Source organism: Bradyrhizobium sp. R2.2-H, from assembly GCF_004346455.1.
Classification (GTDB): Bacteria; Pseudomonadota; Alphaproteobacteria; order Rhizobiales; family Xanthobacteraceae; genus Bradyrhizobium; species Bradyrhizobium diversitatis.
The window spans coordinates 139,044-161,020 of sequence record NZ_SMBR01000004.1 but is presented as its reverse complement, the minus strand read 5'-3'; the positions used below and the strand labels follow the sequence as shown (position 1 = coordinate 161,020).

20 protein-coding genes and 1 tRNA gene are annotated in these 21,977 nt (G+C 62.6%); 7 read left to right on the top strand and 14 right to left on the bottom strand.

The genetic code is table 11. The features are described 5' to 3' along the window. Positions 1 to 102: 102 nt before the first annotated feature. The 4 genes from EDE08_RS11680 to EDE08_RS11665 all read right to left on the bottom strand — a co-directional run bounded on the left by EDE08_RS11680 (position 103) and on the right by EDE08_RS11665 (position 5,411). Entirely contained in the window at positions 103 to 3,360 is a 3,258-nt protein-coding gene (locus tag EDE08_RS11680; RefSeq protein ID WP_131869279.1) for a hypothetical protein, read from the bottom strand. 311 nt (positions 3,361 to 3,671) lie between these two features. Further along, positions 3,672 to 3,908 (bottom strand): hypothetical protein, encoded by a 237-nt coding sequence (locus tag EDE08_RS11675; protein ID WP_131869280.1) that lies wholly within the window; start codon positions 3,906 to 3,908, stop codon positions 3,672 to 3,674. A 518-nt stretch (positions 3,909 to 4,426) separates the two neighbouring features. Further along, positions 4,427 to 4,780, bottom strand: coding sequence for a hypothetical protein (locus tag EDE08_RS11670; RefSeq protein WP_502700589.1), 354 nt, complete (start codon positions 4,778 to 4,780; stop codon positions 4,427 to 4,429). Between the two features lie 100 nt (positions 4,781 to 4,880). Further along, positions 4,881 to 5,411, bottom strand: coding sequence for a hypothetical protein (locus EDE08_RS11665; RefSeq protein WP_131869281.1), 531 nt, complete (start codon positions 5,409 to 5,411; stop codon positions 4,881 to 4,883). Between the two features lie 160 nt (positions 5,412 to 5,571). Here EDE08_RS11665 and EDE08_RS11660 point away from each other — a divergent pair, with 160 nt between their 5' ends. Continuing rightward, positions 5,572 to 6,375, top strand: coding sequence for a lytic murein transglycosylase (locus tag EDE08_RS11660; protein ID WP_131869282.1), 804 nt, complete (start codon positions 5,572 to 5,574; stop codon positions 6,373 to 6,375). 146 nt (positions 6,376 to 6,521) lie between these two features. Here EDE08_RS11660 and EDE08_RS11655 read toward each other — a convergent pair whose 3' ends face one another. Further along, positions 6,522 to 7,358 (bottom strand): SDR family NAD(P)-dependent oxidoreductase, encoded by an 837-nt coding sequence (locus EDE08_RS11655; protein WP_131869283.1) that lies wholly within the window; start codon positions 7,356 to 7,358, stop codon positions 6,522 to 6,524. 123 nt (positions 7,359 to 7,481) lie between these two features. Between EDE08_RS11655 and EDE08_RS11650 the strand changes: the two genes are divergently transcribed. From EDE08_RS11650 to EDE08_RS11635, 4 genes are all read left to right on the top strand, one after another. Further along, positions 7,482 to 7,856: a response regulator gene (locus EDE08_RS11650; protein WP_131869284.1), complete on the top strand. Its 375-nt coding sequence runs from the start codon at positions 7,482 to 7,484 to the stop codon at positions 7,854 to 7,856. A 56-nt stretch (positions 7,857 to 7,912) separates the two neighbouring features. Then, positions 7,913 to 8,524: a LysE family translocator gene (locus EDE08_RS11645; protein WP_131869285.1), complete on the top strand. Its 612-nt coding sequence runs from the start codon at positions 7,913 to 7,915 to the stop codon at positions 8,522 to 8,524. 880 nt (positions 8,525 to 9,404) lie between these two features. Further along, entirely contained in the window at positions 9,405 to 10,613 is a 1,209-nt protein-coding gene (locus EDE08_RS11640) for a GGDEF domain-containing protein (protein WP_131869286.1), read from the top strand. Between the two features lie 136 nt (positions 10,614 to 10,749). Further along, on the top strand, positions 10,750 to 11,376 hold the full coding sequence (locus EDE08_RS11635) for a peptidoglycan recognition protein family protein (RefSeq protein WP_207912968.1): 627 nt from the start codon (positions 10,750 to 10,752) through the stop codon (positions 11,374 to 11,376). 279 nt (positions 11,377 to 11,655) lie between these two features. Here EDE08_RS11635 and rpoH read toward each other — a convergent pair whose 3' ends face one another. Continuing rightward, positions 11,656 to 12,555 carry an RNA polymerase sigma factor RpoH gene (rpoH, locus tag EDE08_RS11630; RefSeq protein WP_061880464.1) on the bottom strand — a complete coding sequence of 300 codons (900 nt, stop codon included), beginning with the start codon at positions 12,553 to 12,555 and terminating at the stop codon, positions 11,656 to 11,658. A 219-nt stretch (positions 12,556 to 12,774) separates the two neighbouring features. Next, positions 12,775 to 13,782, bottom strand: coding sequence for an RluA family pseudouridine synthase (locus EDE08_RS11625; protein ID WP_131869287.1), 1,008 nt, complete (start codon positions 13,780 to 13,782; stop codon positions 12,775 to 12,777). On the opposite strand from EDE08_RS11625, the gene EDE08_RS11620 reads away from it, so the two are divergent. Both EDE08_RS11620 and EDE08_RS11615 read left to right on the top strand, forming a co-directional pair. Further along, complete coding sequence (locus tag EDE08_RS11620; RefSeq protein WP_028178477.1) at positions 13,781 to 14,125, top strand: hypothetical protein; 345 nt, start codon at positions 13,781 to 13,783, stop codon at positions 14,123 to 14,125. The genes EDE08_RS11625 and EDE08_RS11620 overlap by 2 nt on opposite strands. A gap of 57 nt (positions 14,126 to 14,182) precedes the next feature. Further along, positions 14,183 to 14,257 (top strand) — tRNA-Glu (locus EDE08_RS11615). A gap of 135 nt (positions 14,258 to 14,392) precedes the next feature. Here the strand turns inward: EDE08_RS11615 and EDE08_RS11610 are convergent. The 7 genes from EDE08_RS11610 to EDE08_RS11575 form a co-directional block, all read right to left on the bottom strand. Beyond that, complete coding sequence (locus tag EDE08_RS11610; RefSeq protein ID WP_131869288.1) at positions 14,393 to 15,901, bottom strand: sensor histidine kinase; 1,509 nt, start codon at positions 15,899 to 15,901, stop codon at positions 14,393 to 14,395. Beyond that, positions 15,898 to 16,617: a response regulator gene (locus tag EDE08_RS11605; RefSeq protein WP_131869289.1), complete on the bottom strand. Its 720-nt coding sequence runs from the start codon at positions 16,615 to 16,617 to the stop codon at positions 15,898 to 15,900. Before EDE08_RS11605 ends, EDE08_RS11610 begins: the two co-directional genes overlap by 4 nt. An 892-nt stretch (positions 16,618 to 17,509) precedes the next feature. Continuing rightward, positions 17,510 to 18,463 carry an alpha/beta hydrolase gene (locus tag EDE08_RS11600; RefSeq protein WP_165935872.1) on the bottom strand — a complete coding sequence of 318 codons (954 nt, stop codon included), beginning with the start codon at positions 18,461 to 18,463 and terminating at the stop codon, positions 17,510 to 17,512. A gap of 310 nt (positions 18,464 to 18,773) precedes the next feature. After that, complete coding sequence (locus tag EDE08_RS11595) at positions 18,774 to 19,085, bottom strand: hypothetical protein (protein WP_349627649.1); 312 nt, start codon at positions 19,083 to 19,085, stop codon at positions 18,774 to 18,776. An 11-nt stretch (positions 19,086 to 19,096) separates the two neighbouring features. Then, positions 19,097 to 19,594 (bottom strand): GNAT family N-acetyltransferase, encoded by a 498-nt coding sequence (locus EDE08_RS11590; RefSeq protein ID WP_131869291.1) that lies wholly within the window; start codon positions 19,592 to 19,594, stop codon positions 19,097 to 19,099. A 3-nt stretch (positions 19,595 to 19,597) separates the two neighbouring features. After that, a complete protein-coding gene (locus EDE08_RS11585; RefSeq protein WP_502700596.1) occupies positions 19,598 to 19,957 on the bottom strand; it encodes a type II toxin-antitoxin system TacA family antitoxin in 360 nt (119 codons plus the stop codon). A 747-nt stretch (positions 19,958 to 20,704) separates the two neighbouring features. Further along, positions 20,705 to 21,706: a hypothetical protein gene (locus tag EDE08_RS11575; protein ID WP_245524772.1), complete on the bottom strand. Its 1,002-nt coding sequence runs from the start codon at positions 21,704 to 21,706 to the stop codon at positions 20,705 to 20,707. Between the last annotated feature and the right edge of the window lie 271 nt (positions 21,707 to 21,977).

The window sequence follows — 21,977 nt, the reverse complement described above, 5'->3', positions numbered from 1 at the left end:
GGCCTCGCAGGAAGAGCACGGAAGAGCGGGCGCAAGCCCGCTTTTTTGTCACCTACGCTAGGCAAAGTATCGTTGGCATCTACTCGCTGGAATTGACATAATTCAAGGTTGAATGTCTGGACATGCTTCGTTCTGAGGTGTGGCGAATTGCATATCGCGACTGAGTCCCAGTGGCTCGATCAACGAGGCCAGCTGATTTTGACTTAGAATTTTAGCTGTAGCATCGGGACTATTCCATAAGGGCGTTCGTACCACCGGCTGTTGCGCGCGGGATTTGATTTGACTCAGCCTCACTAGGGTATCGAGCGGGAAGCCATCCCCAAACGTTCCGTCGAGAGCCAAGCGGAAAAACCGCTGAAGGACGGCGAACTCACGCAAATCGACCATTGTTTTTTCAGTTTGCAGTGGTGACCGATCGGCGGCGATTCCTTTCGAGACACGATCGGAAATCCAAGCCTTCACGTTGGGATATTCGAACGGTGTCTCGTCAAAGCTCAGTGTGCTACGCTCCTCCGCAAAATAACGGGGCGTCTCGAAAGTGACCTGGAGCATGAACTCGAATGGCCAAGTAGCACCCTTGGCGCTTCGCAGATCGAGGAAACTCAGTTGGTCGTCCAGCACATAGTTCGTCTCGCGGACACCGCTTTCGGAAAAGAGGGATGGTGGACCGGCCGTCCATTTTCCGGACCGGATGAACGCCACGTCGATTGGCGTCATTGCAACGCATTGGCGAAACGCGGCAGGAGAGCCTGATGTTCCGAGGCAGCTGCTGATGGTCTTGACCAGCCCGGCTTCAAAGTAGTCTGTCTTCAGGGTGACAGGCGAAAGTCTCTTGTCGGCCCACTCCTTTGGCGACTTGATTGTTGTCGCGACGGATTTTGATATCTCTTCAGACGACAGGACTTTCGTGGAGAATTCCTTGACGGGTTCGAGAGATTGCAGTTCGTCTTTCGACAAAACATCGGCCGTTGTTGCCATGATCTGTTGGAATTGAGCGGCCCACGCAAATCTGTAAGTGTCGAGATGTTGGTCGACCCTCTGTGTGGCTGAGGTGCGTTCGGGCGAGCGGCTGGTGAACGCGTCGACGAATTGATCCAAGTGGCGGGCTTTGCACCCGAGGGATGTGTCGACGAGTGCTGGGTGCAACAGAACTCCTCTGCCGATACCCGCAGCCGGCAGCGTAACAGTAACGGGGCGGCCGTCTGCAGCATATGCAAGTGCAAGTCGGACAATCTCGGCGCGGAACGGTCCAAAACTGAGTATCCGCTGATCAGCGCGTCTTAACGCAAATTGTAGTCCCCTATCGCTTTCGCTCCAACTCAGGTCGATGATTATCGGTGCCTCGCCGCCGTTCGGCTTGAGACCTATCAGGACTCCGCCAACCTTCGCGAAGCCTCGCAATGCACCGTAGCTTCGAGCCCGGGCGAAATTTTCTGCCGTCGCAATGGCTCGACCCTCGACCGCGGCGTTGAAGGCTGGCGTAGATTTTATGAGTTTGGCGCGATGTGTGCGCGTTTCCTCGCCGATTTGGCCCGGAAAATAGTCTGCGTAAGTTGCTAGCGAATTTGGCAGTTCGCGCGCAAGATTCGGGGGTACAGACTTGCTTGCCATCAACTTCTCGATCTGTTGGCGAGCAGCATTCAAATCTTGGCCGTCCCCACTAAAGCGTTCGATTGTAGGAGGTGAATCTCGCCAGAGCCTGTCGGCGCCAGCCAACTGGGTCTCCATTCTTCCAGCCATGCGCTTGATGGTTTCCTCGAGGGCTGGATTTTGGACTGCAATATTGGTTCCTGGAACAAGAGGTGAATGAGGCGATCCAAACGCGGAATGCGCTGATATCTCATTTAGAAACCGATCTCGATTCAATTTTCGCAGCTCGTTCGCTCGCTCGGCGGTGTCCCCTGGCTTCCCCAAGCCGGAAGCGATGTGACTAAGCGCCTTGGATGCATCGTCGGTGTTGATCACTGTTTGGCTCAGCGTATTGAGAGCTTCGGCAAAGAGCTTCGAAGCGATCTCACTAGATTCCAAGGGTGCGCGCGCCGAGCGCAATGCCTGCGCGGCCTTTGCTCGGAAGGCTTCCCAGGCCTGCGGTTTCGCTGCCTTCGCTTGCTCGGTGAGCTCATTCTTGAATTGCTCACGCAAGTTGGTGCCACCTAGTCGCTCATTGGAGTTCGTCTTCACTATCTCCTTGGCGATCTCCGATTCGACTCCTTGCTGGGTTGCCGCGCCCTTCACGATGGTACTCGGTTTGGAGGCAGCAAAATTCTGGAGGATGCGTTCGCGTGCGGCGTTCTGAGCAAGTCGGCGGCCAACCTCGATGGAGCCGCGCATCAGGCCGGAGTTTTGCTGTTGAACGTAGGCTTGGAATTGTCCGGCGAGTTGATCGATCAGAGCATCGTCAGCCTTAGTCAGCTCCCGCTTTTGCGATTGCAACTCAAGAGCCCGGGACCATGTGTCCTCTGCCTCCTTAATCGTCTGCTTGAGGATCAAATCGTGAATTCGCACGATCGCGCTTTGGGCTGCTTCAGATATTTCGCCACTGGCGATGGCAACAAGCGCCGGAATGAGCAGAGTGAGGCTTGCAATCGTCAGTGCCCGAGATGAAAATGAAATGATCTTGAAAAATCCGGCGCTGAGAAGCCAAGGATGTGATTTCTCGGATTTTTTCTTTTGTGGCTGGACTATATCCGCTATCGCGCTACCGACATCGAGTCTGCGTGTAATATCGAGATGCGTGTGCCAATTGTCGAGCGCTTCAATCTCGCTATTCAGCTTCGCTAGCTCGGAATTCTGCTGGCTGTCGGTTTCCGCAGAGCTGTGCTGATCGGTAGCCGAAGAAATCTCGGCAACTCGCGACCGCCTCTTTTCTATCTCGATCTCCAAGGCCCGCATTTCTGGCGTCGGCGGCAGTGGCGCCAGTCCGGTCTTCTCGATGTCGGATTTCAACTTTTCGAAAGCCGCCTCGATTGCATCGCTTGCCCGGCGCTTTGCCTCATGTCGACCCGCAATCAGAAGTGCCAGCCCTAGTACGCCAATTGTGGCGATGCCCCACCATTTGTCGATATGCTCAATCTGCTCCCGAATATGTCGGAGGAACTCGAATGTTTGTGCCCAGTGCTTCTGCGATCCATATGACGTGATCTTCGGCACAAGCCAAAGAGATCCGAGGATTAAGCCAAGAGACGCTGTAATTATCAGGGTGGCCGCTCGTGCCAGTTCGGCGACCAGCATCGTGGCGATTAGCGCGAACGCATTGGTTGCTTTGGCCCCTAACATTCGCGCGTGGAGCTTTGGAATTACGGCGATCTGTAAAAGGAGATAGAGCCCGAAACTGGCCACCGCCGCCTGTAATAAACTCATAGCAGCCCCCGAAAGAGCGATAAAAGCTAGGCGATCAAATCCAAGTGCACTTTAAAAGAGCGACAAAATATTCCTGCAATGGCTGGTTGTCAAACTCAATTTGGGATGTTTGGTTGGGCCGTGGTCGAGTGCGTCAATGACACGGACATAGAGGGCTGCGCGGGATCGCTGCGCGCTTTGCTTAGCCAGCTCGAGGGGCGCGTGCCGATGCGCGTTGAGATGTGAAAATCCAGCATACGCTTTGAAACTAGGACAGCGCCCGCAAGGCCGCCGTCCTCATTGGGGTTGTCGCTTCGCGCTTGCCGCGGAACCTATTTCTTCTTCGCCCCCGCCCTTTCGAGCCGCTTGATCTCCAGCGGCGGGCGGCCGCTCTTTTCGGCGATCTCGCGGTCCTGCTCCATGATGAAGCCGCGCGCGGGTTCGTCGCCGTCGAGGCCGCCGAGGAGTTCTGCGGGCACGCGGCGGTTGGAGCGTTGGGAATCGTCTTCATAGACGACGTTGAAGAAGGCGAATTCGCCTTTGGGATTGGTTCCGGGTTTCTTGGCCATGGCGGCTTGTCGTCGATAGCCGCGCCGCAGTCAAATGACTTTGGCGCCGATCGACCACCGCCGCGTCCGAACGCAGCGGGCTTGACGCGGCTGTGAAGGTACCTGATGCGGGGAGCGGGGAGGAGCCAGAGATCTGCTGCGACCCTTCGAGGAGACCTTCGCCTCCAATAAACGGCGGGCCAGAAGCCCGCCGTTTATCTTGGTCTCACCGTCGCCCGGGGCTGGCAGGGCGACAACTTAAAATAGAAGATTATAGAAGGCGCGCTGCGATGGCAAGGCAAATCGTGGTGGTGTCGATGTCGCAGCGAGCGCATCAGATATGCGTTTGTTCGATGTGCGACGTGGCCATACATCGAGACATGCTTTGGGCTGCCAAATCATTTTGTTCATCTCGCTTGCTCTTGCGACCCAGCGAGAGCGACGCGCTCTGTAGGAACGTGCGTTGGCCTGCACGCATTCCCGCCAACGGGCTCTGTGATCGCAAAGCAAGGCCGGTGCCATCCTCCTCGGCGCGTATCTCAATGCGTGTGTGTGCGTTGCGGCAATTCCTGCAGGGCGAGTCGCGACCCGTGCCCACCACCCTTGTCGGTGTCCTCCTTGCGCCCCTGCGCCATGATCGCGCTGCCCATCGCGGCCGAGCCGAAGGTGATGAGGAAGGAGGCGAGCAGCAGGAGAAGCGCCACGCCGGGCGCGCGGTCGGCGAAGATCAGCTCGCGCAGATGTCCGGGATTGAGCCAGAGCAGGCCGCCGACCAGCAGCGCGGCCGCGCAGGCGCCGATCGCAAGGTTGATGGCGAGCAGGCGGAACAGCGGAATGCGGAGGAGGGCGCGGGTTGATTGAGGCTGGTGGTCGGCCATGGATGATCGCTTCATGCTGACTCGATGCAGTGCTGACGGTTGCTCAGGCATCGGCATTGTAGCGCCAACTCTCTCCCCGGAATGACGAGCAGTGGTCTTGGCGATACCATCCACCTCACGCCGCCGGCGCCACCCGGCTGCCTGACTCGCTCGCCTGCGCCGCTTGCTGCCGCTCCGTCATGGTCTGCCACAGCGTTGCGATGCTCACCTGCGTCTGCGGCGCGATCAGGCAGTGCCCCTCATTGTCGAAGCCGCAGAACCGAACCGATGGGTCCTTCTTCACCTCGGTCAGCGCCTGGTTGATCATCTCAAGGCATGTCATCACCTGCCCGACATCCTGCAGGCGCGTGTGATGCAGGATGTCCATCAGGCGGAACGTCATCACTGCGGGGCGGCCGAAGCTGATGCCGGGGCGGCCGAGCTCGAACAGCACGTTCACCGCAGGAAGCACGCCGCGGATGTGCTCGAGCACGCCGGCCATCTCTTCCACGCTGCAGGCGACGAGATGGGCCGCCTGTGGTGGCGGCGCGGCCTCCGGTGTCCGTGGCGCCAGCCCGAGTGTGGCGATCACCTCCTGCTCGATCCATTGCCGCACCGGGGCGGGGGCATTGCGGATCTGCTCGGCGGTCAAGGTGATTCCGGTCATGTGCGGTTCTCCTGTTTGCCTCAATCTAGAAAGCACGGCGTGAGACGGTTTGATGCGGATCAAGCCTTGCGCTTCAAGGTCTTGCGCTTTGACGCTCGCGGCGTTCCCGGGCATGATCGGCAGCCTGCTTCGCGCAAGGAATTTTGGGGAACTGCTGCACATGCTGAGACCGCTTCTCGCCGCCGTCGTCGTTTGTCTGACCGGCGGGTCGGCGCAGGCCGCCCGCTGCGGCGGCGATTTCGACAGTTTCGTCGCCAGCATGGCGCAGGAAGCCCAGGCCGCCGGCGTCTCGGCGGGCGTGACCAATGCGGCGCTCGGCGGCGTGACCCAGGACGCTGCCGTGCTCGCCTTCGACCGGCGTCAGCGCTACACCTTCAAGAAGAGCTTCGAGCAGTACGTCTCGACACGTGTCGGCCCCGGCCGCATCAATGGCGGCCGCGCGATGCTCCAGCGTCACGCTGCGCTGCTCTCCCGCATCGAGCAGCAGTTCGGCGTGCCCCGCCATATCCTGGTCGCGATCTGGGGGCTGGAGAGCGATTTCGGCAAGGGCGACACCGGCAAGCTGCCGGTGGTCCGCACGCTGGCGACGCTCGCGCATGATTGCCGCCGCACCGACCTGTTCCAGGGCGAGCTGCTCGCCGCGCTCAAGATCGTGCAGCGCGGCGACCTGCCGCTGCGCGACCTCATCGGCGCCTATGCCGGCGAGATCGGCCAGACCCAGTTCCTGCCGTCATCCTACATCAAGTACGGCGTCGATTTCGACGGCGACGGCCACGTCGATCTCCGCCACAGCGTCCCCGATGTGCTCGCCTCGACCGCGAACCTCCTGCACACCAACGGCTTCAAGATGGGCCAGCCCTATGGCGAAGGCACGCCGAATTTCGAGGCGATGCGGGAGTGGAACAGGGCGGTGGTCTATCGCAAGACGATCGGGTATTTCGCCGATCGGCTGGCGGGGCAGTGACCACATATTCGGTGTCATCACCCGCGAAGGCGGGTGATCCAGTATTCCAGAGACGGTGCGGCTAAAGCCGATAAGCTGCGGCGTACTGGATTCCCCGCCTTCGCGGGGAATGACGACGGCGGGTGTGGAGGCGGTTGCCTGCCTGGCTACTTTTCTATCCCCTTCGCCATCTTCTCCAGCCGCCGCTGTAGCGGCGCCCAGTACGTTCCCGGGCGGAAGCGCTGCAACAGGTCCATGAAGCGGGCGTCGTTGCCGATCAGGATGCGCGGCTCGTTCTTCTCGATGCCCCTGATGATGCGCAGCGCGGCATCCTTGGGCGTGGTCTTCGCTGCGTTCTCGAACCGCTCGATCGATTGCGCGCGGCGGGCATTGTCGGTGACGCCGACCCCGGTGCGCGCGTTGCGCGCGATCGCGGTGGCGACGCCGCCGGGATGGACCACCGACAGCTTCACCGGGCTTCCTGCCGCCGAAAGCTCATGCCGCAGGCTCTCCGAGAAGCCGCGCACCGCGAATTTTGCCGCCGCATAGGCCGCTTGCCCCGGCGGCGCGATGATGCCGAAGATCGAGGAGAGATTGACGATGTGCGCCTCTGGCCTCGTCTTCAGATGCGGCAGGAAGGCACGCGTGCCGTGCACCACGCCCCAGAAATTGATGTCGAACAACCAGTCCATCTGCGCTTGGTCGATCTCCTCGAACGAGCCCATCAGCGCCACGCCGGCATTGTTGACGACGATGCCGAGGGCGGGATGCGCGGTGGTTGCTTCGCTCGCGAACTGCGTGATGTCGGCGGGTTCGCCGACGTCGACGCGATGGACGCTGACCTTGCGGGCCGGGCCGATCTCCGCAGCCAGCGTCTTCAGCCCGGCCTCGTCGCGATCGGCCAGCGCGAGATCGCAGCCGCGCTGCGCCAGCTCGATGGCCAGCGCCCTGCCGATGCCGCTCGCCGCTCCCGTGATGGCGGCGGCGCCCCGAATCGTCGTCATGAAACTCCCCCGTCAAGTCCCCCGATCGTGGAACTATGAGTTACTTTTTTTTGAAATGAAACCGAACCGTTGCCGGCCTCGGTTTTTAACATGCGTCATGGAGGCATGCATTGGGAGCCGCCGATGGGACAAGCAGAGCCGTTTCGCGCGACAGCGCTGATCGTTGAAGACGACGTCATGCAGCGGGAGATGCTTTGCGTTCTCCTGGAAGAGAGCGGCTACCGGGTCATCCAGTGCGAAAGCGCGGAGGCCGCCGAGCGCGTCCTCGACAAGAGCGCCGGCGTGCTGTGTCTGATGCTGACCGACGTCCAGCTTGCCGGCCGCATGAACGGCGTCGAGCTCGCGCATGTCGCCAAGCACCGCAATCCGAACCTCGACGTCGTCGTCACCTCCGGCCGCCCCTTGAAGCAGCCCTTGCCCGATGGCGCCAAGTTCTGGGCCAAACCCTGGGCGCCGCTCGACGTGCTGCGCGAGGCGGAGATCGCTCAGCTGGCCTGACGGCTCCCCGCGCGGGCTCGCTTTCTCGCCGCGAGCCGCGGTGGTAAGGTCCGCTCATGACCTTGTCCTTCCTGCTCACCTCGCTCATCGTCGTCGCTTCCCCGGGCACCGGTGTGCTCTACACGCTCGCCTCGGCGCTGACCCGCGGCTCGCGGGCCAGCATGGCCGCCGCCTTCGGCTGCACGCTCGGCATCGTGCCGCACATGGTGGCGGCGATGCTCGGCCTTGCCGCCGTGCTCCACACCAGCGCGCTCGCCTTCGCCGTGTTGAAATGGTGCGGCGTCGCCTATCTGCTCTATATGTCCTGGCAGGCGCTGCGCGAGACGGGGACGCTCGCGGTTGACGGCGAGGTCAAGGAGCGGTCGAGCGGCCGCGTCATCGTCACCGGCTTCCTGATCAACATCCTCAATCCGAAACTGTCGATCTTCTTCCTCGCCTTCCTGCCGCAGTTCATCGCGGCGGACGAGGCCCATGTGCTGGCGCGCATGCTGGAATTGAGCGGCGCCTTCATGGCGATGACGTTCGCCGTGTTCGTCCTCTACGGCCTCTGCGCCGCCTCGGTGCGCGAGCGCGTCATCTCCCGCCCCCGCGTCATGGCCTGGCTGCGGCGGAGCTTTGCTGCAGGATTTGCCACGCTCGGCGCCAAGTTGGCGTTTTCGGAAAGGTAGCTTGCTTCTGCCCCGCTGCCTTCACCTCTCCCCGCTTGCGGCAAGGCAATCGCATACGGGCTTTTTGAAAGACTTGAGCGCACGCCTCGCCCTTCGAGACGACCGCTTCGCGGTCCCTCAGGGTGAGGCTGAGTGGCACCGGTGCCCATTGAAACTTGCGCTACACACTCGGTCCTCATCCTGAGGGCCCGCCAAGGGCGGGCGTCTCGAAGGATGGCCACAAGCAACATCGCACCCATATACAATCGCCTGCCGCTAGCGGGGGAGAGGTCGCATCCCATCGGAGCTTCGCGCGGCAATAAAAAAGCGGGCCTTGCGCCCGCTACCTTCAAACTCTTCGGCCCGACGCCCGGGCGGAGCGAGACTCCACCCGGGCAAAGAAACAGAAGCCTCGTTACTTCTTCTTCGCCTTCTTGGCCTTTTTCGCCTTCTTCTTCACCGCCTTCTTCGCTTTCTTAGCCATAGTATCCTCTCAAGGGTTTAATGGTGGAACGCGACACGAGGGATGCTCGGCGGAGGGCCAGCCTCGCAATATCCTCGAGACAAACTCAGCAGATTCGGAGCCGGCTGCCCCGCTCTGTCACATCTCCGTCATTGCGTTATCCACAGCTCAGATGCATTTTCGGGTGATTTTTGGCCGCGAATCCGCCTTGCCGCGCTCCCGTGGCGCCGCCTGCTCCTCCGCAGCAAGGTTTGATTAACGATGCCGCAATCCGTTTCGCGGATTCATCAATCCAAAACCAATGCCCGACTTTGCACGATCGCGGTGAGACTCCATTAAGCGCGCCGCGCACATGATCGCCCGCAAGAACACGGGGGCGGGTATGTACGGGCAGTTGCCAAACGAAGAGGGCGGGACCATGCGCGTCCCGCAGTCGCCATGCTGAGCGTGCCGACACTCTGGACCGTCATCGTCATCAACTTCCTGGCGCTCGGCCTGGTCTGGGCCTATGTGGCGCGCGCCTATCCCAAATTCGAGGCGGCGCGGTACTGGACGGCGGCGGCGGTGCTGGCTGCGGCAGGTGCGGCGATCTCGATGCTGCGCGACGTGATGGATCCGCGCTTTCCGCTGATCGGCGGCGGCGGCCTGATGATCTTCTCCTCTTGGCTCGCCTGCATGGGGGTGATCCGGTTCTATCACCGGCCGGTGTCCTGGCCGGCGGCGATCGTCCATTCGCTGCTCTGCAGCGCCGGCCTCGCCTTCTTCCTGGTCGTCACCGACGACATGCCGATGCGGGTCGTGATCTACTCGCTGGCGCAATCGACGCCGATCCTGCTGACGCTGCCGCTGCTCCTCGGCGAGCAGAACGGGCGGGAAAATCCCGGCGCTCGCCTCGCTGCGATCGTGGGATTGCTGCTCCTGTCCATTCACGTCGTCCGCTCCGGCGCGGCGCTGCTCGGCTATGGCGGCGCCATCACCGCGGTCAATTTCAACGGCCTGCAGGCCGTGATGATCCTGCTCCTGGTGTTCCTGGCCATGGGTTGGAATTTCGCCTGTCTGCTGATGGCGATCGAGCGGTTGCGCAACGAGGTTGCCGACCTCGCCCTGCTCGACGATCTCACCGGCGTGGCCAACCGGCGGCATCTGCTGCAGCGCCTGACCGAGGAATGCGCCCGCTCGGAGCGAAGCGGCGCGCCGTTCTCTCTGTTGCTGATCGATCTCGACGGCTTCAAGACCATCAACGACACCCATGGCCACGCCGCCGGCGATGCCTGCCTGAAGCACTTCACCCTGATGGCGCAGACGCGCCTCCGGCCCGGCGACATGCTCGCCCGCACCGGCGGCGACGAGTTCTGCATCGTGCTGCCGTCCTCGTCCCTGCGCGAGGCTGCCGCGATCGCCCGCCGCGTGATCGAGGTCTGCCGTCAGGATGCCGCCACCTGCACCGGAAGCGACATTCCGATCGCGATCTCGATCGGGGTCGCGCAGTGGGACCGCGACATCGGGGAGTTCCCGGATCGCCTGATGGCCAATGCCGACCATGCCCTTTATGCCGCCAAGAAGAACGGCAAGAACGATTTCGCAATCCATGATCCCGCCCCGCCGCTTTCGCCGGAGTTGATCGAGGCGTTGAGGAAATTCGCGTAAAGCCTGCCAAGGCGCGACGCGATCAGGATGAATCGCCATCGCGCTTCAGGTTGTTTGTTTGTGCATGATCTTTGGCGGAAAACCGCTGCACACTTTTCCGGATCATGCTGTAGCCTCGGGTCGCATTGGACCTCGCATGATGATGTTTCGCCTGCCCGCGGCCGTTTTCGCCGCTCTCCTTCTGATCCCTCCTGCCGCCGCCGCGGACGCCGGGCTCGCAAAGTTCGCGCGCACCTCCGGTACGCCCGAAATTCCCGGCTTGAAGATCGTCTGGCTGGCGCCATGGGGCGATGTCCGCAACGCAAAGCCATGGCGCAACATCATCGTGCACCAGACCGAGGGACCTGCGGGCTCGGCGCGCGGCGGCGCGCAGGCGCAGGCGAAGAACCCGACACGACGCGGCGTCACGGTCTGGGTCGAGACCGACGGCACGGTCTATTGGGCGGTCGCCGAGAATCTGGTGCCGACCCACGGCGACGGTGCCAACCGCAACGACAACAAGTACATCGACAACAGCTCGACCTACCGCCAGGTGGTGCGTGACAACTCGATCGGCGTCGAGTTCGCCGGCAACTATCCCGACGTGACGAGGGGCCCGACCGAAGCGCAGGTCGCGGCGTGGAAGATCCTCGTGCAGGTGCTGCGCGCGCGCTATGGCATCCCGCTTGATCGCGTCTATGCGCACAACTGGATCGACTACAAGGACGCGCGCTATTGCGAAGGCTGCACGCTCGCGACGATGGCGAGGGAGTGGGGGGAGTGAGACGGCGTCATTCCGGGGCGCGCGCAGCGCGAGCCCGGAATCCATCGTGCTGCGGAGTTGGTGGATGAATAGATTCCGGGCTCGCGCCAAGAGGCGCGCCCCGGAATGACGGGAGCATCTGCACCGCCCCGACCAAGCCGGGAGCATGGCGTCGAAGCTTCGAGTTGCGCTTTAGAGCTCATCACTCAAGCAGGCCTCATGCGTGCAACAAAAAAGCCGGCGTCACCGCCGGCTTTCTGTCTTTCGATCCGCCAATCTGTCGCCGCGGCGAAAGCCCGCTTAATGCGCGGCTTCCAGCGCGGCCTGTTCCTGCCTTGCGATCGTGCCCTTGACCGCGGACTGCACCTTCTCGAAGGCGCGGACCTCGATCTGGCGGACGCGCTCGCGCGACACGCCGAACTCGGCGGCAAGGTCTTCCAGCGTCATCGGCTCATCGGCGAGGCGGCGCGCCTCGAAGATGCGGCGTTCGCGCGGGTTGAGCACGCCCATGGCGCCGTTCAGCGCGTCACGGCGGTGATCATACTCCTCGTGCTCCGCCATCATGGCTTCCTGGTTGGGCGTGTTGTCGACCAGCCAGTCCTGCCATTCGCCGGCTTCGCCGTCGTCGCGGATCGGAGCGTTGAGCGACGCGTCGCCACCGAGGCGGCGGTTCATGTCGATCACGTCCTGGTCGGTGACGCCGAGGCGCTTGGCAATCATCTTCACCTGGTCGGGGCGGAGATCGCCTTCGTCCAGCGCGTTGATCTTGCTCTTCGCCTTGCGCAGGTTGAAGAACAGCTTCTTCTGGTTCGCGGTGGTGCCCATCTTCACGAGCGACCAGGAACGCAGGATGTACTCTTGAATCGACGCCTTGATCCACCACATGGCGTAAGTGGCGAGACGGAACCCCTTCTCGGGTTCGAAACGCTTCACCGCCTGCATCAGGCCGACATTGCCTTCCGAGACGACCTCGGAGATCGGCAGGCCGTAGCCGCGATAGCCCATGGCGATCTTGGCCACGAGGCGGAGGTGGCTGGTAACGAGTTGGTGCGCCGCGTCGCGATCGTCGTGCTCGCGCCAACGCTTGGCGAGCATGTATTCCTGCTGGGGCTCCAGCATCGGAAACTTGCGGATCTCGGCGAGGTAGCGAGAAAGGCCGGATTCTCCATTAAGGACCGGCAAAGCAGCGGTACGGGCCATAGTGCGCCCTCCAAAAAGGTTCAGGCCCCCGATAGCGGCGGGCCAGGCAGACGACCGCTGTGTTAAAGCCGGCCGTAGCTGCGATGTTCCGCGTTGGTCATTTCAACGCAGACGCAATATACCTCATCGGAGGTCGAAAAGGGAAGGATTGCTGACGTCACGTCCCCGTGTGGCAGCTATAACTTTTTGTAATGTAAAGCCTTTCTGAAGCGGCCTGCGTCATAGCGCCGCTTTGAGGGCGCGTTGCAGGAGAAGCAAATCCTCCGGCAGAGGCGCCTCCCAGTGAAGTAATTCTCCTGTCCTCGGGTGCTCTAATACCAGCAGGTAAGCATGTAGGGCCTGCCGCCCCAGCGTCGCCAAAGCGGCCTGCGCCTCGGGGCCGAGCTGGTTGGCCTTGGTCTTGAAATGCGGGCCATAAACCGCATCCCCCATCAGCGGATGGCCGATATGGGCAAGGTGGACGCGGATCTGATGGGTGCGGCCGGTCTCAAGTTCGCAGGCGAGCAGGGCGGCGACGCCCTTGCCGTCGCGGCCGGCAAAGCTCTCCAGGATGTCCCAATGCGTCACCGCCTCGCGGCCGCCCTGGCGCACGGCCATCTTCTCGCGCGCATGCGGATGGCGGTCGATCGGCGCATCGACGGTGCCGCGATGCCGGTTCGGCACTCCCCAGGCGAACGCCATGTAGCCGCGCCGCATCTCGCCGGTACGGCCGTGGTCGGCGAATTGCGCCGACAGCGAGGCATGGGCGAGGTCGTTCTTGGCGACCACCATCAGCCCCGTCGTGTCCTTGTCGAGCCGGTGCACGATGCCGGGGCGGCGGACCCCGCCGATGCCCGACAGCGAGGAGCCGCAATGGGCGATCAGCGCATTCACCAGCGTGCCGGTCTCGTGGCCGGCCGCGGGGTGCACCACCAGCCCCTTGGGCTTGTTGATGACGATGATGTCGTCGTCCTCGAACACGATATCGAGGGCTATCTCCTCCCCCTTGGGCTCGGCTGGCGCCGCCTCCGGCACGTCGATTATGATCGTATCGCCGGGACTGACGTGATAAGCGGGGTCGCGGACCGCGGAGGCCTTCAGGTGCACCGCGCCCGCCAGGATCAGGGCCTTCAGCCTCGATCGCGACAGCTCCGGCCGGCGCGCCGCCAGCACGCGGTCGAGCCGGGCCGAGCCCTCGTCGCCGCCGACCACGACCTCCAACCTTTGCGCTGACCCAGGGCTTTCCATGACGACGTCTGATACCGCTGTTCCCGAACCGACCCCCGAGCAGGCCGCGCTGTTCGCGCGGGTGCGGCGGATGATGCTGATCGCGGGGTTGACCACGGCGCTGGCGATCTGCGCCGTTCTGATCGCGGTGGGCTACCGCCTTTTCAAGTCGGAGGGAAGGGCGCCCGAACCGGTGGGCGACGTCACCGCCACCCTGCCGAAGGGCGCCAGGATCGTCGCGACCGGCGTCGCCGGGGACCGGCTCGTGGTCACGCTGGACGTCGGCGGCATCACCGAGATCCGCACCTTCGACGCCCACACCCTGAAGCCCGCCGGAAAGCTGAAATTCGCCAATGAGCCGTAAAAGGCCCGTCGGGGTCCTTGCGGCGGACAAATTTCGAGGTTATTGGCTAGCCCTCACGCTCCCTTCGTCTAGCGGTTAGGACGCGGCCCTCTCAAGGCTGAAACAGGGGTTCGATTCCCCTAGGGAGCGCCATTCGCCAGCGATTCCGCCTGGTTTTTGCCATGCGCCTCTCGCTCGCCGCGACCTTCGAGGGTGAGTTCTCCGATGTCGCGCGCTCCGGCAAAGGCATGGCGCGTTACCGGTGGCGAGAGCGGCGCGGGCCGGGTTTCAAACAGAAATGCCGCGCGATGCCGGTTCGAGATCGTTGATGACGTCCTTCGCTGCCGCGGCCGTGATCGGGCGGCTGTCGAGAGGCGGCGCGCCCTCCTGCGCCGGCAGGCTGATGACCGCGTGCAGTCCCCTCGGCCCGTTTGTCAGGACGATGTCTCCGCCGTGGTGGCGGACAATGGTCCGGGCAATGGAAAGACCGAGGCCCACGCCTCCTGTTTCGCGATTTCGCGAATTCTCGATCCGGAAGAATGGCACAAAAACCTGCTCGCGGGCGCTGTCGGGAATGCCGGGTCCATCATCCGAGACGGTGATTTCGATGTTGTCTGCGCCTCGCTCCACGGTAACGCGCGCCCGCTCGCCATAGCGGATGGCGTTCTCAATCAGGTTACGGCACGCGCGGCGGAGTGCGTCTGGCCGGCAGCTGTAGCCGATCTTCTGTCCGTTCGAGAAAGACACCTCATGACCGAGTTCGGCGAGATCGTCGCAGAGACTTTCCACGAGAGCCGAGAGATCCAGGGTGCGCGTATTTTCCGCGGTCGCATCTTCGCGGGCGAATGCGAGGGTCGCCTCTGTCATCGTCTGTATTTCGGCAATGGTGGACAGCATCTTCTCGCGGACCTCCTCGTCGCGGACGAATTCCGCACGCAAACGGAGCGAGGTCAGAGGTGTGCGCAGGTCATGACCGATGGCGGCCAGCATTTTGGTGCGGTCGTCGACGAAACGATGCAGCCGCGCTTGCATGCGATTGAATGCCTCGGCGGTGCGTCGGATGTCGTCGGGGCCGGTTTCCGGCAGCGGCACGACCTCCTGGCCACGGCCGAGCGCCTCGGCCGCTACGGCGAGGCGGCGCAAGGGTTGCGCAATGCCGCGTGCGGCAAACACGGCGATAATGGACAACGACAACGCTGAAAGGCCGAGCGCCAGGGTGGATTTGGAGGTCCAGAAGCCGTCTTGTGCGGGTTTGGCAAAGGCAGTGTTCAGCCATGCCCCATTCGCCAACTGAACGGCCAACCCCATGCCGGTGGTGTCATCGAGATAAAGGAACTTCGCCGGCCGGGAGAGTGGCCAGGCTTCCGGTTTCAGGTCGACCCACTGGGAGGAGGTGGCGCCGCTGCTTTCGGCTGTGTTTCTGGTGAAGTCCGGTCTCACCTCTGCGGGCACGTTGTGACCGGGAAAGGAGACGCGCGGCAATGGCTGCGCCAGGCGCTCCCATGCCTCCTCTCGCCACTCCGAAGCATCCTTCAGGCCGTTGGTCGATATCCAATATCTCGCCGAGCTCGTGTTGCTGGCATTGAGGATATCGGTCTGCAGCGATTGAGGCGTCGCTTCCAGGACCCGGGCCAGCGAGGCACACCTGCTGAGTATCTCGCCCTTGGCGGCCTTCCGGATCGATTGTCCGTGCTCGTCCCAGGAAATGAAGAACACGATTGCCTGCGACAGCACGAGAGACAGCAGCGTGAAGCAGATGAAACGGGCCGCGAGGCTGCGCGTCCACAAGCTCGTCATGGTTGCCCGATCTCCGCGACCAGGCTGTATCCGCCACCCCAGTGGGTCTTGATCAAGGCTGGTACTTTCGGGTCGGCCTCGATCTTCTTCCGCAAGCGGCTGACCTGATTGTCGATGCTCCGGTCGAACGGATCCGCATCCCGGCCGACCGTCAGGTCGAGGAGCTGGTTGCGGCTGAGCACCAGGCCCGGATGATCGAGAAATGCGCACAGGAGACGAAACTCGGCCGTGCTGAGCGGCACGGCAACGCCGTCGTTTCCCAGCAATTCCCGCCGGTTGACGTCAAAGGTCCATCGGTCGAAGCGTACGATCTTGCTCGCCAGCCGGCCTCTTTGCGGCGGCAGGCTTTGCACTCGCCGAAGCACCGCCTTGATGCGGGCGAGCAGTTCGCGGGGATTGAATGGCTTGGACAGATAGTCGTCGGCGCCCACTTCCAGGCCGACGATGCGGTCGGTCTCCTCCGCCATGGCGGTCAAAAGGATCACGGGAAGCTCGGTGGTGCTGCGCAGATGGCGGCAGAGGGACAATCCGTCCTCGCCCGGCATCATGATGTCGAGAACGATCAGGTCCGGAGCACTTCGTTCGAGCAAGCGGCGCAGTGCGATCGCGCTCTCCGCGAGGCTGATCCGGTAGCCATGCTGCATCAAGTATTTGCCGACCAGGTCGCGGATGTCACGGTGGTCGTCCACGACGGCGATGTGCGGTGCCGAGTCCATCCGATTGCTCCGTTCCGCATCAAAATGAATTCCAGTAGCCAGCCCATTGGAAGAGCGCAAAAGAATGTACCGGCCGGGTACGATCGGCTGAAATCACATCCTTGCGGGATGGCATCCCTGAAAGGAACGTGGCGTCGAATCGCGATCGCTAGGGCCGGCTTGTTCCGGGGAACTGCCCTCATCTGCAACGATTTCCAAGCGTTGACCGAAACAACATCTTGGCCACTAGCTGTCGCAAAACTTTGTCCCGGCAGCCCGTTTCTGTCGCAAATTGTCGCAAGCTCGCATGTCCATCAGGTCTTGATGCGATCTCGAAAAGCCGCACTGAAAGCAACGTGATCGACGAAGGGCAGATGAGGGGAGCCGGCAGGTAGAGAGGGGCCAAGTTGTCGCGAACTATGCAATGCAGCATGCCTGAGACAGATCGCGACAATTCCCGGTAGCCGTCGGCAAAGTTCTGCGACAACCGGATTCCATCGTGCGCATGTTCAACCGAGCAGGAGCGCTGCATGTGCGCGATGGACGCCGTTTCTCACGGAGCAGTTCGGGCAATCCCGAAAGGCTCAACGGTCGGGAACGATGATGGCGACGCCACGAGGGGACGGCTTCTTCGCAGGGCCGCATTTCGGATCACCTGCCTGCTCGTTCTCGTCCTGCGAAATACGTCGTCATCGGCCGCGCTCGTTGATTTGACGCAGGGCACGAGCCGCATGGCCATTTCGCGCCTCGTCGCGGATAGCGACCGTTTGACGCCCGAGCCGTATCTCAGGGTAGGCGGAGAGCTCAAGGAAGCCGTTCTCTCGGTCCGAAAAGATCTGTGCCCACAATATCGTACTTCTGGGGACCGAACGACGCGAACGTCGTGATGGCGAAGTTCAGTATCGTGCGCTGCTCACGCCGTCGTGCCGTCGATCGAGCGGCGGATCACCCGCTGCACTTCCGCATTCGACAGGAACAGGTCGTGGTTGATGATGCCCCAGCCTTCCTGTGAGGCATCGACCACGCGCACGCCGAGCCGCGCGATGGCGGCTTTCTCGGCGGCGCCGACTCTCGTCATTCCGCCTGCGATCTGTCCGGACAGCGCCAGTGCGCGATCGTTCGTCGAGGCGATCACGGTGATCTTGCCGGCCAGCGGGCCGATGCGCTGGACCGCCGACGAGAACACGTCCATGTCGATGTCGGGCGCGGCAAACACCACCGCGCCGATCTTGCTCGTGACCGTATCGCCGTATCGCCCATAGAGCTGACGCAGGCTTTCGAGCGTCAGCATGGTTCCCATGCTGTGCGCGACGATGTGCACGCGGCCGCTGCCTGGGGCCGATACGAGCGCTGAGAGCACGCGTTCGAAATCGTCGCGAGACCACATCGCGCTGTCGCGGTCATAGGCGTAGTCGAACAATCCTGCCCTGGAGGGCCAGGAAAACGCCATGGTCCGGCCGCGGAACTTGATCCCATCGGAGAGATGAGCGGCGTCCAGCACCGCGGTCTCGAATGTCTGCTTGAAGCCGTGCACATAGATCAGCACGTCTCCTCCGCCGGCCTGCGCGGTGAGATCGCCGGCGTCGGCCGACACCGGTTCGATCCGATCAAGACGCCAATCCCCGAGTCCGACGGAGGCGAGAGAAAGACGGCTCTCGTCGGGCGCCACCAGCTTGGCCCGCGCGACCGTCATGCTCGTCGCGCGCTCCGGACCGAACCACGGCTTGGCGCGAGCCCCATTCACGGGCTTGCGCGTGGTGGCGACAAGCAATGTGGAGTCGACCGAGAGCGACGAGGCATCGAAGCGCGCGCCGGTCGCGCCCAGGCCGGCGCATCCCCCGAGCGCGAGGGCACTGCCTGCCGACATGAATCCGCCGAGGAAAGCGCGGCGCGAAATGGAATGATTTGTTTGTAGAGGACGTCGACGTATCACAAGGAACCCATGGGAACTTTGCCCCCGACGGCGCCGCCCCATCTGCTCTCTGAACGACAATGGGGGCGAGATAGCGGCGGAGCCGCGTCGCGGACCTCGTGGCATTCAGTGAATGCCAAGATCAGTCGACGATCTCGATGGTATGGACCTCGCACCAATCGCGCAATGCCCGCTCTGTCGCCTTGTTCCGGTAGTCATGCCAAGCATCGATCGCTCCCCGTCGGGAGAGCAGGGCCTTGAACTTCTAATAGGCGCCGCGCTTGCTGAAGAAATAACGAACCTCGTCCAAATCATCAGGCAGGAACTCGCGGACAAAGGCGATCACAAGAGGCTTGCCGAGGTCGAGATCTCGAGAGTTCGGGATCTGCAAATACTTGGTCCCGTCTTCGATATCGTCAGGCAGTTCCTCGTCCTCGAGCTCCTGCAGGGTGTCATCGTCGAACTGGTAGTAGATCTTTCCTGTCTGCCTGCAGACGAAGGTGTGGCACTCCCCCATGCCGCCGCTGACGTCGGCGAACTCGAAAGCCTGGAGAATGTCTCCGAATTTTACGGGCATTGGATACCCCGCTAGCGAAACGACGCCGCAATGTCTGCGATCGACCTGAAGAGTACAAGAAGATCATCCTTCGAGGCAATGAACCCTCGCCGCGTCCAGAAGGCAGCAGCCTTGGCATCGACCGCATTGACGATCAGCGCGCGGCCTCCAATCAGGCCCGCTGCCGTGACGCAGCGCTGGAGCGCATGCTTGACCAAGCCAGTGCCGATACCTTTGCCAATCCAACTCTGGTCGGTCGCAAGCTGCCCCAGCAGCAGACAGGGCACAGGATCAGGCGGCTGGCCGGTCCGGATGGAACGCGGCAGGGAGGAGGGGATGATCGCCGTCGGCGCAAGACCGTAATAGCCGACGACACGATTCACCTCATGAACGACCATGACTGCCGTGAAGCCCTTCTGCTGCTTGGACAGTGCGCGCGTTTTGAGCCATCGGTCGAGCGATGGCTTGCCGCAGGAGAACTCGTCGAGATGGTGAACCGGCGTCAGCGGTTCTGGGGCTGAAATCGCCAAGCTTCAGCGCCTCTTGCCTGCACGGGTCTTTCGTTTGGACGCAGCTACTGCAGGCGGACCGGCGTCAACCTCACCCAGAGATGCATTGCTCTCCCATGGCGCAGCGCGATTGAAGAGCGCGACCATTTCCGGCACCGGGGCGGCCGGTCCTGATAGTGTCGCCATGAACGTCTTGAAGCCGGCCGGACTCATGCGAATGGGAGCCGTCTCCATCAGCACGTCCTCGGCGGCGCGCACGGCTGCGTCCCGCACGAAGTCCGTACGCGAGCGCCCGCGCAGCGCCGCGGCCCGGTCGATGATGGCAATGTCGGTTTCCGGCATCCGCATCGAAAGCGGATGCTCCTTGCGTTCTGCTCGCGACATGATGAACACCTCCACAGGCACCCATATAGGCTTCGTAGTGCATTTTGCAATACGTCGGATACAAACAGGTTCATTGCCCATTTCAGCGAAACACCCCAATCCGCTGTCAACCCCTTCCTGTAGAAATATTTCGCTTTACCGAAATTCGGATTTGGCGTATGTGTCGCCCATCTCAGCCCACCTAAGGGGCGGTCGTACGTCGTTTCGAGCGCGGGCTGGGAGTTGCGGTGGACGCGGGCGGCGTTAAAGGCGGGGCTTGCGCGGTGCAGGGCGAGATGAACCTCGTGAGCATGGCGCTTCCTGCGAAGACGAACGGCGCTCAATGTCTTGCGAAGCCTCTTGGCGACGCAGGATCGCCTGCGTGCGGCGAAACCGTGTGGTCCTGACCGTCGTTGCTACGGTCAAGCCTCGGCGAAGGCGTCACTCGCCAACCGGCGCGGGCAGCGTGAATTTCGCGGAGGTGACGGAGGCCAGAAGGAATTCGGCTCCGGGGAGAGCGCGGCATAGGCCGTCAGACCATCGCGCAGGGAAGGCCTGGTTTCGGCTGCCCTGTGTCTCCCCTGTGCATTGCGTGTGCATTCGTTCAGCGCAGGGGTCTTATGGGTGCCAGCCGGTGCCCGGCCTTCCCTGCGCCCTTTCCTTGGAGGGGTGGTGAAGCGAAGCACAACTCGGGCAGATCATGCCGCGAGGACGCGAGCGCGTGTCTGCGAGTTATCGCAATCAATTTGGGAGAGCGTCATTTCCGGCTCACAGCAACTCAAGCGCCGTGCGCGACGGCGCGACCGGCAGCCAATGCGGGATGCGCCGCTTGGCGAGCCAGTACGGCCGCCAAAGCGATGTCCAACTTTCGCGGTCGATCGGTGCTGTACCCCAGTCAAATTGCCTCATGTCGATCTGCGACAGATCGTGTTTGTGCAGCCATTGGCGAGCGACCCACCACAATTCGCGCGATACTTCAATGTTGCCGGGGCCTTGGAGCTCGATGAGGTTCGGCAGCGGATCGCGATAGCGGCGGGAAATCCGCAACGTCGCGATCCGCTCGCCGTCTTTCCGGATGCTCCAGAGTCGCGAATGATTGTGTGCGAGGCTGCTGCCAAGGGTTCTGAGGCAATTCCGCATCGCTTTAGCCTCTTCGACGACGGTGGCAATCGAATCCAGCGGCATGAATTCGTAGCCGGCCATCCGGCCGGGCCGCAGCCACATGTCGGCGATCGGCATGCGGCCGAGATTGGCATGCAAGGCAACGACCGTTCGCCACTCGCGCGCGGCCGAACATGCGGCATCGATGCGCATGTCCGACGTCCATGGCTTCTCGATCAGATCGTGCCCCAATGTCGTGGGCTGAGAGGAGAACCACGCCCAGAGACAGATGAGCCGCACCCGCGCAGTCGTTACACGCCGCGGCTCTCGGACGAACTCACGCGCGATCCACGCAGCCATCGGCTCATGCGTAAGCTCGGCGGCTTCGGCGACGAGTTGAAGCCAGCACGGCGCGAGCTTGAGCGAGCGCGGAAGGTGGTTCGCGATTTGTCGGCGAAACAGCTCGCCGTCAGGCAAGCGCGGGATCGGACGCACGAATGCCTCCGGCGGCAGCTTGCGCAGCCACAGGGGCAGATCGGCAGGTGCGGCGGCTTGCGCGAGGGGAGCGCCGTCGACCACGCATGCTATCGCGCGTGCTGGATCGAGCCGTGTCCGCGGAACAGCCAGCGCGAAGAGGAGCGCGGGAAAGCTCGCGGCGAGGTCGGCCAAGCGCGGGTGCCGCGCGGCCAGGGCACGTACGGCGTCCTGGAAGCGCGGATGATATCGCCGAAGCCGCCGTTCGAGCAGCTCGGAACGTCCGGCCACCTGACAAGGGGCCGGCAGGACATTGAGTGTCATGACACAAGTTCACAATCGCGCGCCGACAGGCCGCGGAAAATTCGATCTGATATGGGGTTTTGTGATCTCACCCGGGAATCAATCCCGGGGGACGCGCTAGGTATCGCGCGGCGAACCCGGGAAGCGTGCAGTCGTAGACACG

What these genes read in the sequence shown, in the direction of transcription:
- EDE08_RS11665 (WP_131869281.1), bottom strand. Translation starts at nt 5,411, where the DNA reads ATGACCGGAATCACCTTGACCGCCGAGCAGATCCGCAATGCCCCCGCC.
- EDE08_RS11610 (WP_131869288.1), bottom strand. Translation starts at nt 15,901, where the DNA reads ATGACGAGCTTGTGGACGCGCAGCCTCGCGGCCCGTTTCATCTGCTTC.
- EDE08_RS11675 (WP_131869280.1), bottom strand. Translation starts at nt 3,908, where the DNA reads ATGGCCAAGAAACCCGGAACCAATCCCAAAGGCGAATTCGCCTTCTTC.
- EDE08_RS11670 (WP_502700589.1), bottom strand. Translation starts at nt 4,780, where the DNA reads ATGAAGCGATCATCCATGGCCGACCACCAGCCTCAATCAACCCGCGCC.
- EDE08_RS11650 (WP_131869284.1), top strand. Translation starts at nt 7,482, where the DNA reads ATGGGACAAGCAGAGCCGTTTCGCGCGACAGCGCTGATCGTTGAAGAC.
- EDE08_RS11595 (WP_349627649.1), bottom strand. Translation starts at nt 19,085, where the DNA reads ATGCCCGTAAAATTCGGAGACATTCTCCAGGCTTTCGAGTTCGCCGAC.
- EDE08_RS11640 (WP_131869286.1), top strand. Translation starts at nt 9,405, where the DNA reads ATGCTGAGCGTGCCGACACTCTGGACCGTCATCGTCATCAACTTCCTG.
- EDE08_RS11625 (WP_131869287.1), bottom strand. Translation starts at nt 13,782, where the DNA reads ATGGAAAGCCCTGGGTCAGCGCAAAGGTTGGAGGTCGTGGTCGGCGGC.
- EDE08_RS11655 (WP_131869283.1), bottom strand. Translation starts at nt 7,358, where the DNA reads ATGACGACGATTCGGGGCGCCGCCGCCATCACGGGAGCGGCGAGCGGC.
- EDE08_RS11645 (WP_131869285.1), top strand. Translation starts at nt 7,913, where the DNA reads ATGACCTTGTCCTTCCTGCTCACCTCGCTCATCGTCGTCGCTTCCCCG.
- EDE08_RS11635 (WP_207912968.1), top strand. Translation starts at nt 10,750, where the DNA reads ATGATGATGTTTCGCCTGCCCGCGGCCGTTTTCGCCGCTCTCCTTCTG.
- EDE08_RS11605 (WP_131869289.1), bottom strand. Translation starts at nt 16,617, where the DNA reads ATGGACTCGGCACCGCACATCGCCGTCGTGGACGACCACCGTGACATC.
- EDE08_RS11680 (WP_131869279.1), bottom strand. Translation starts at nt 3,360, where the DNA reads ATGAGTTTATTACAGGCGGCGGTGGCCAGTTTCGGGCTCTATCTCCTT.
- EDE08_RS11600 (WP_165935872.1), bottom strand. Translation starts at nt 18,463, where the DNA reads ATGTCGGCAGGCAGTGCCCTCGCGCTCGGGGGATGCGCCGGCCTGGGC.
- EDE08_RS11620 (WP_028178477.1), top strand. Translation starts at nt 13,781, where the DNA reads ATGACGACGTCTGATACCGCTGTTCCCGAACCGACCCCCGAGCAGGCC.
- EDE08_RS11585 (WP_502700596.1), bottom strand. Translation starts at nt 19,957, where the DNA reads ATGTCGCGAGCAGAACGCAAGGAGCATCCGCTTTCGATGCGGATGCCG.
- rpoH (WP_061880464.1), bottom strand. Translation starts at nt 12,555, where the DNA reads ATGGCCCGTACCGCTGCTTTGCCGGTCCTTAATGGAGAATCCGGCCTT.
- EDE08_RS11660 (WP_131869282.1), top strand. Translation starts at nt 5,572, where the DNA reads ATGCTGAGACCGCTTCTCGCCGCCGTCGTCGTTTGTCTGACCGGCGGG.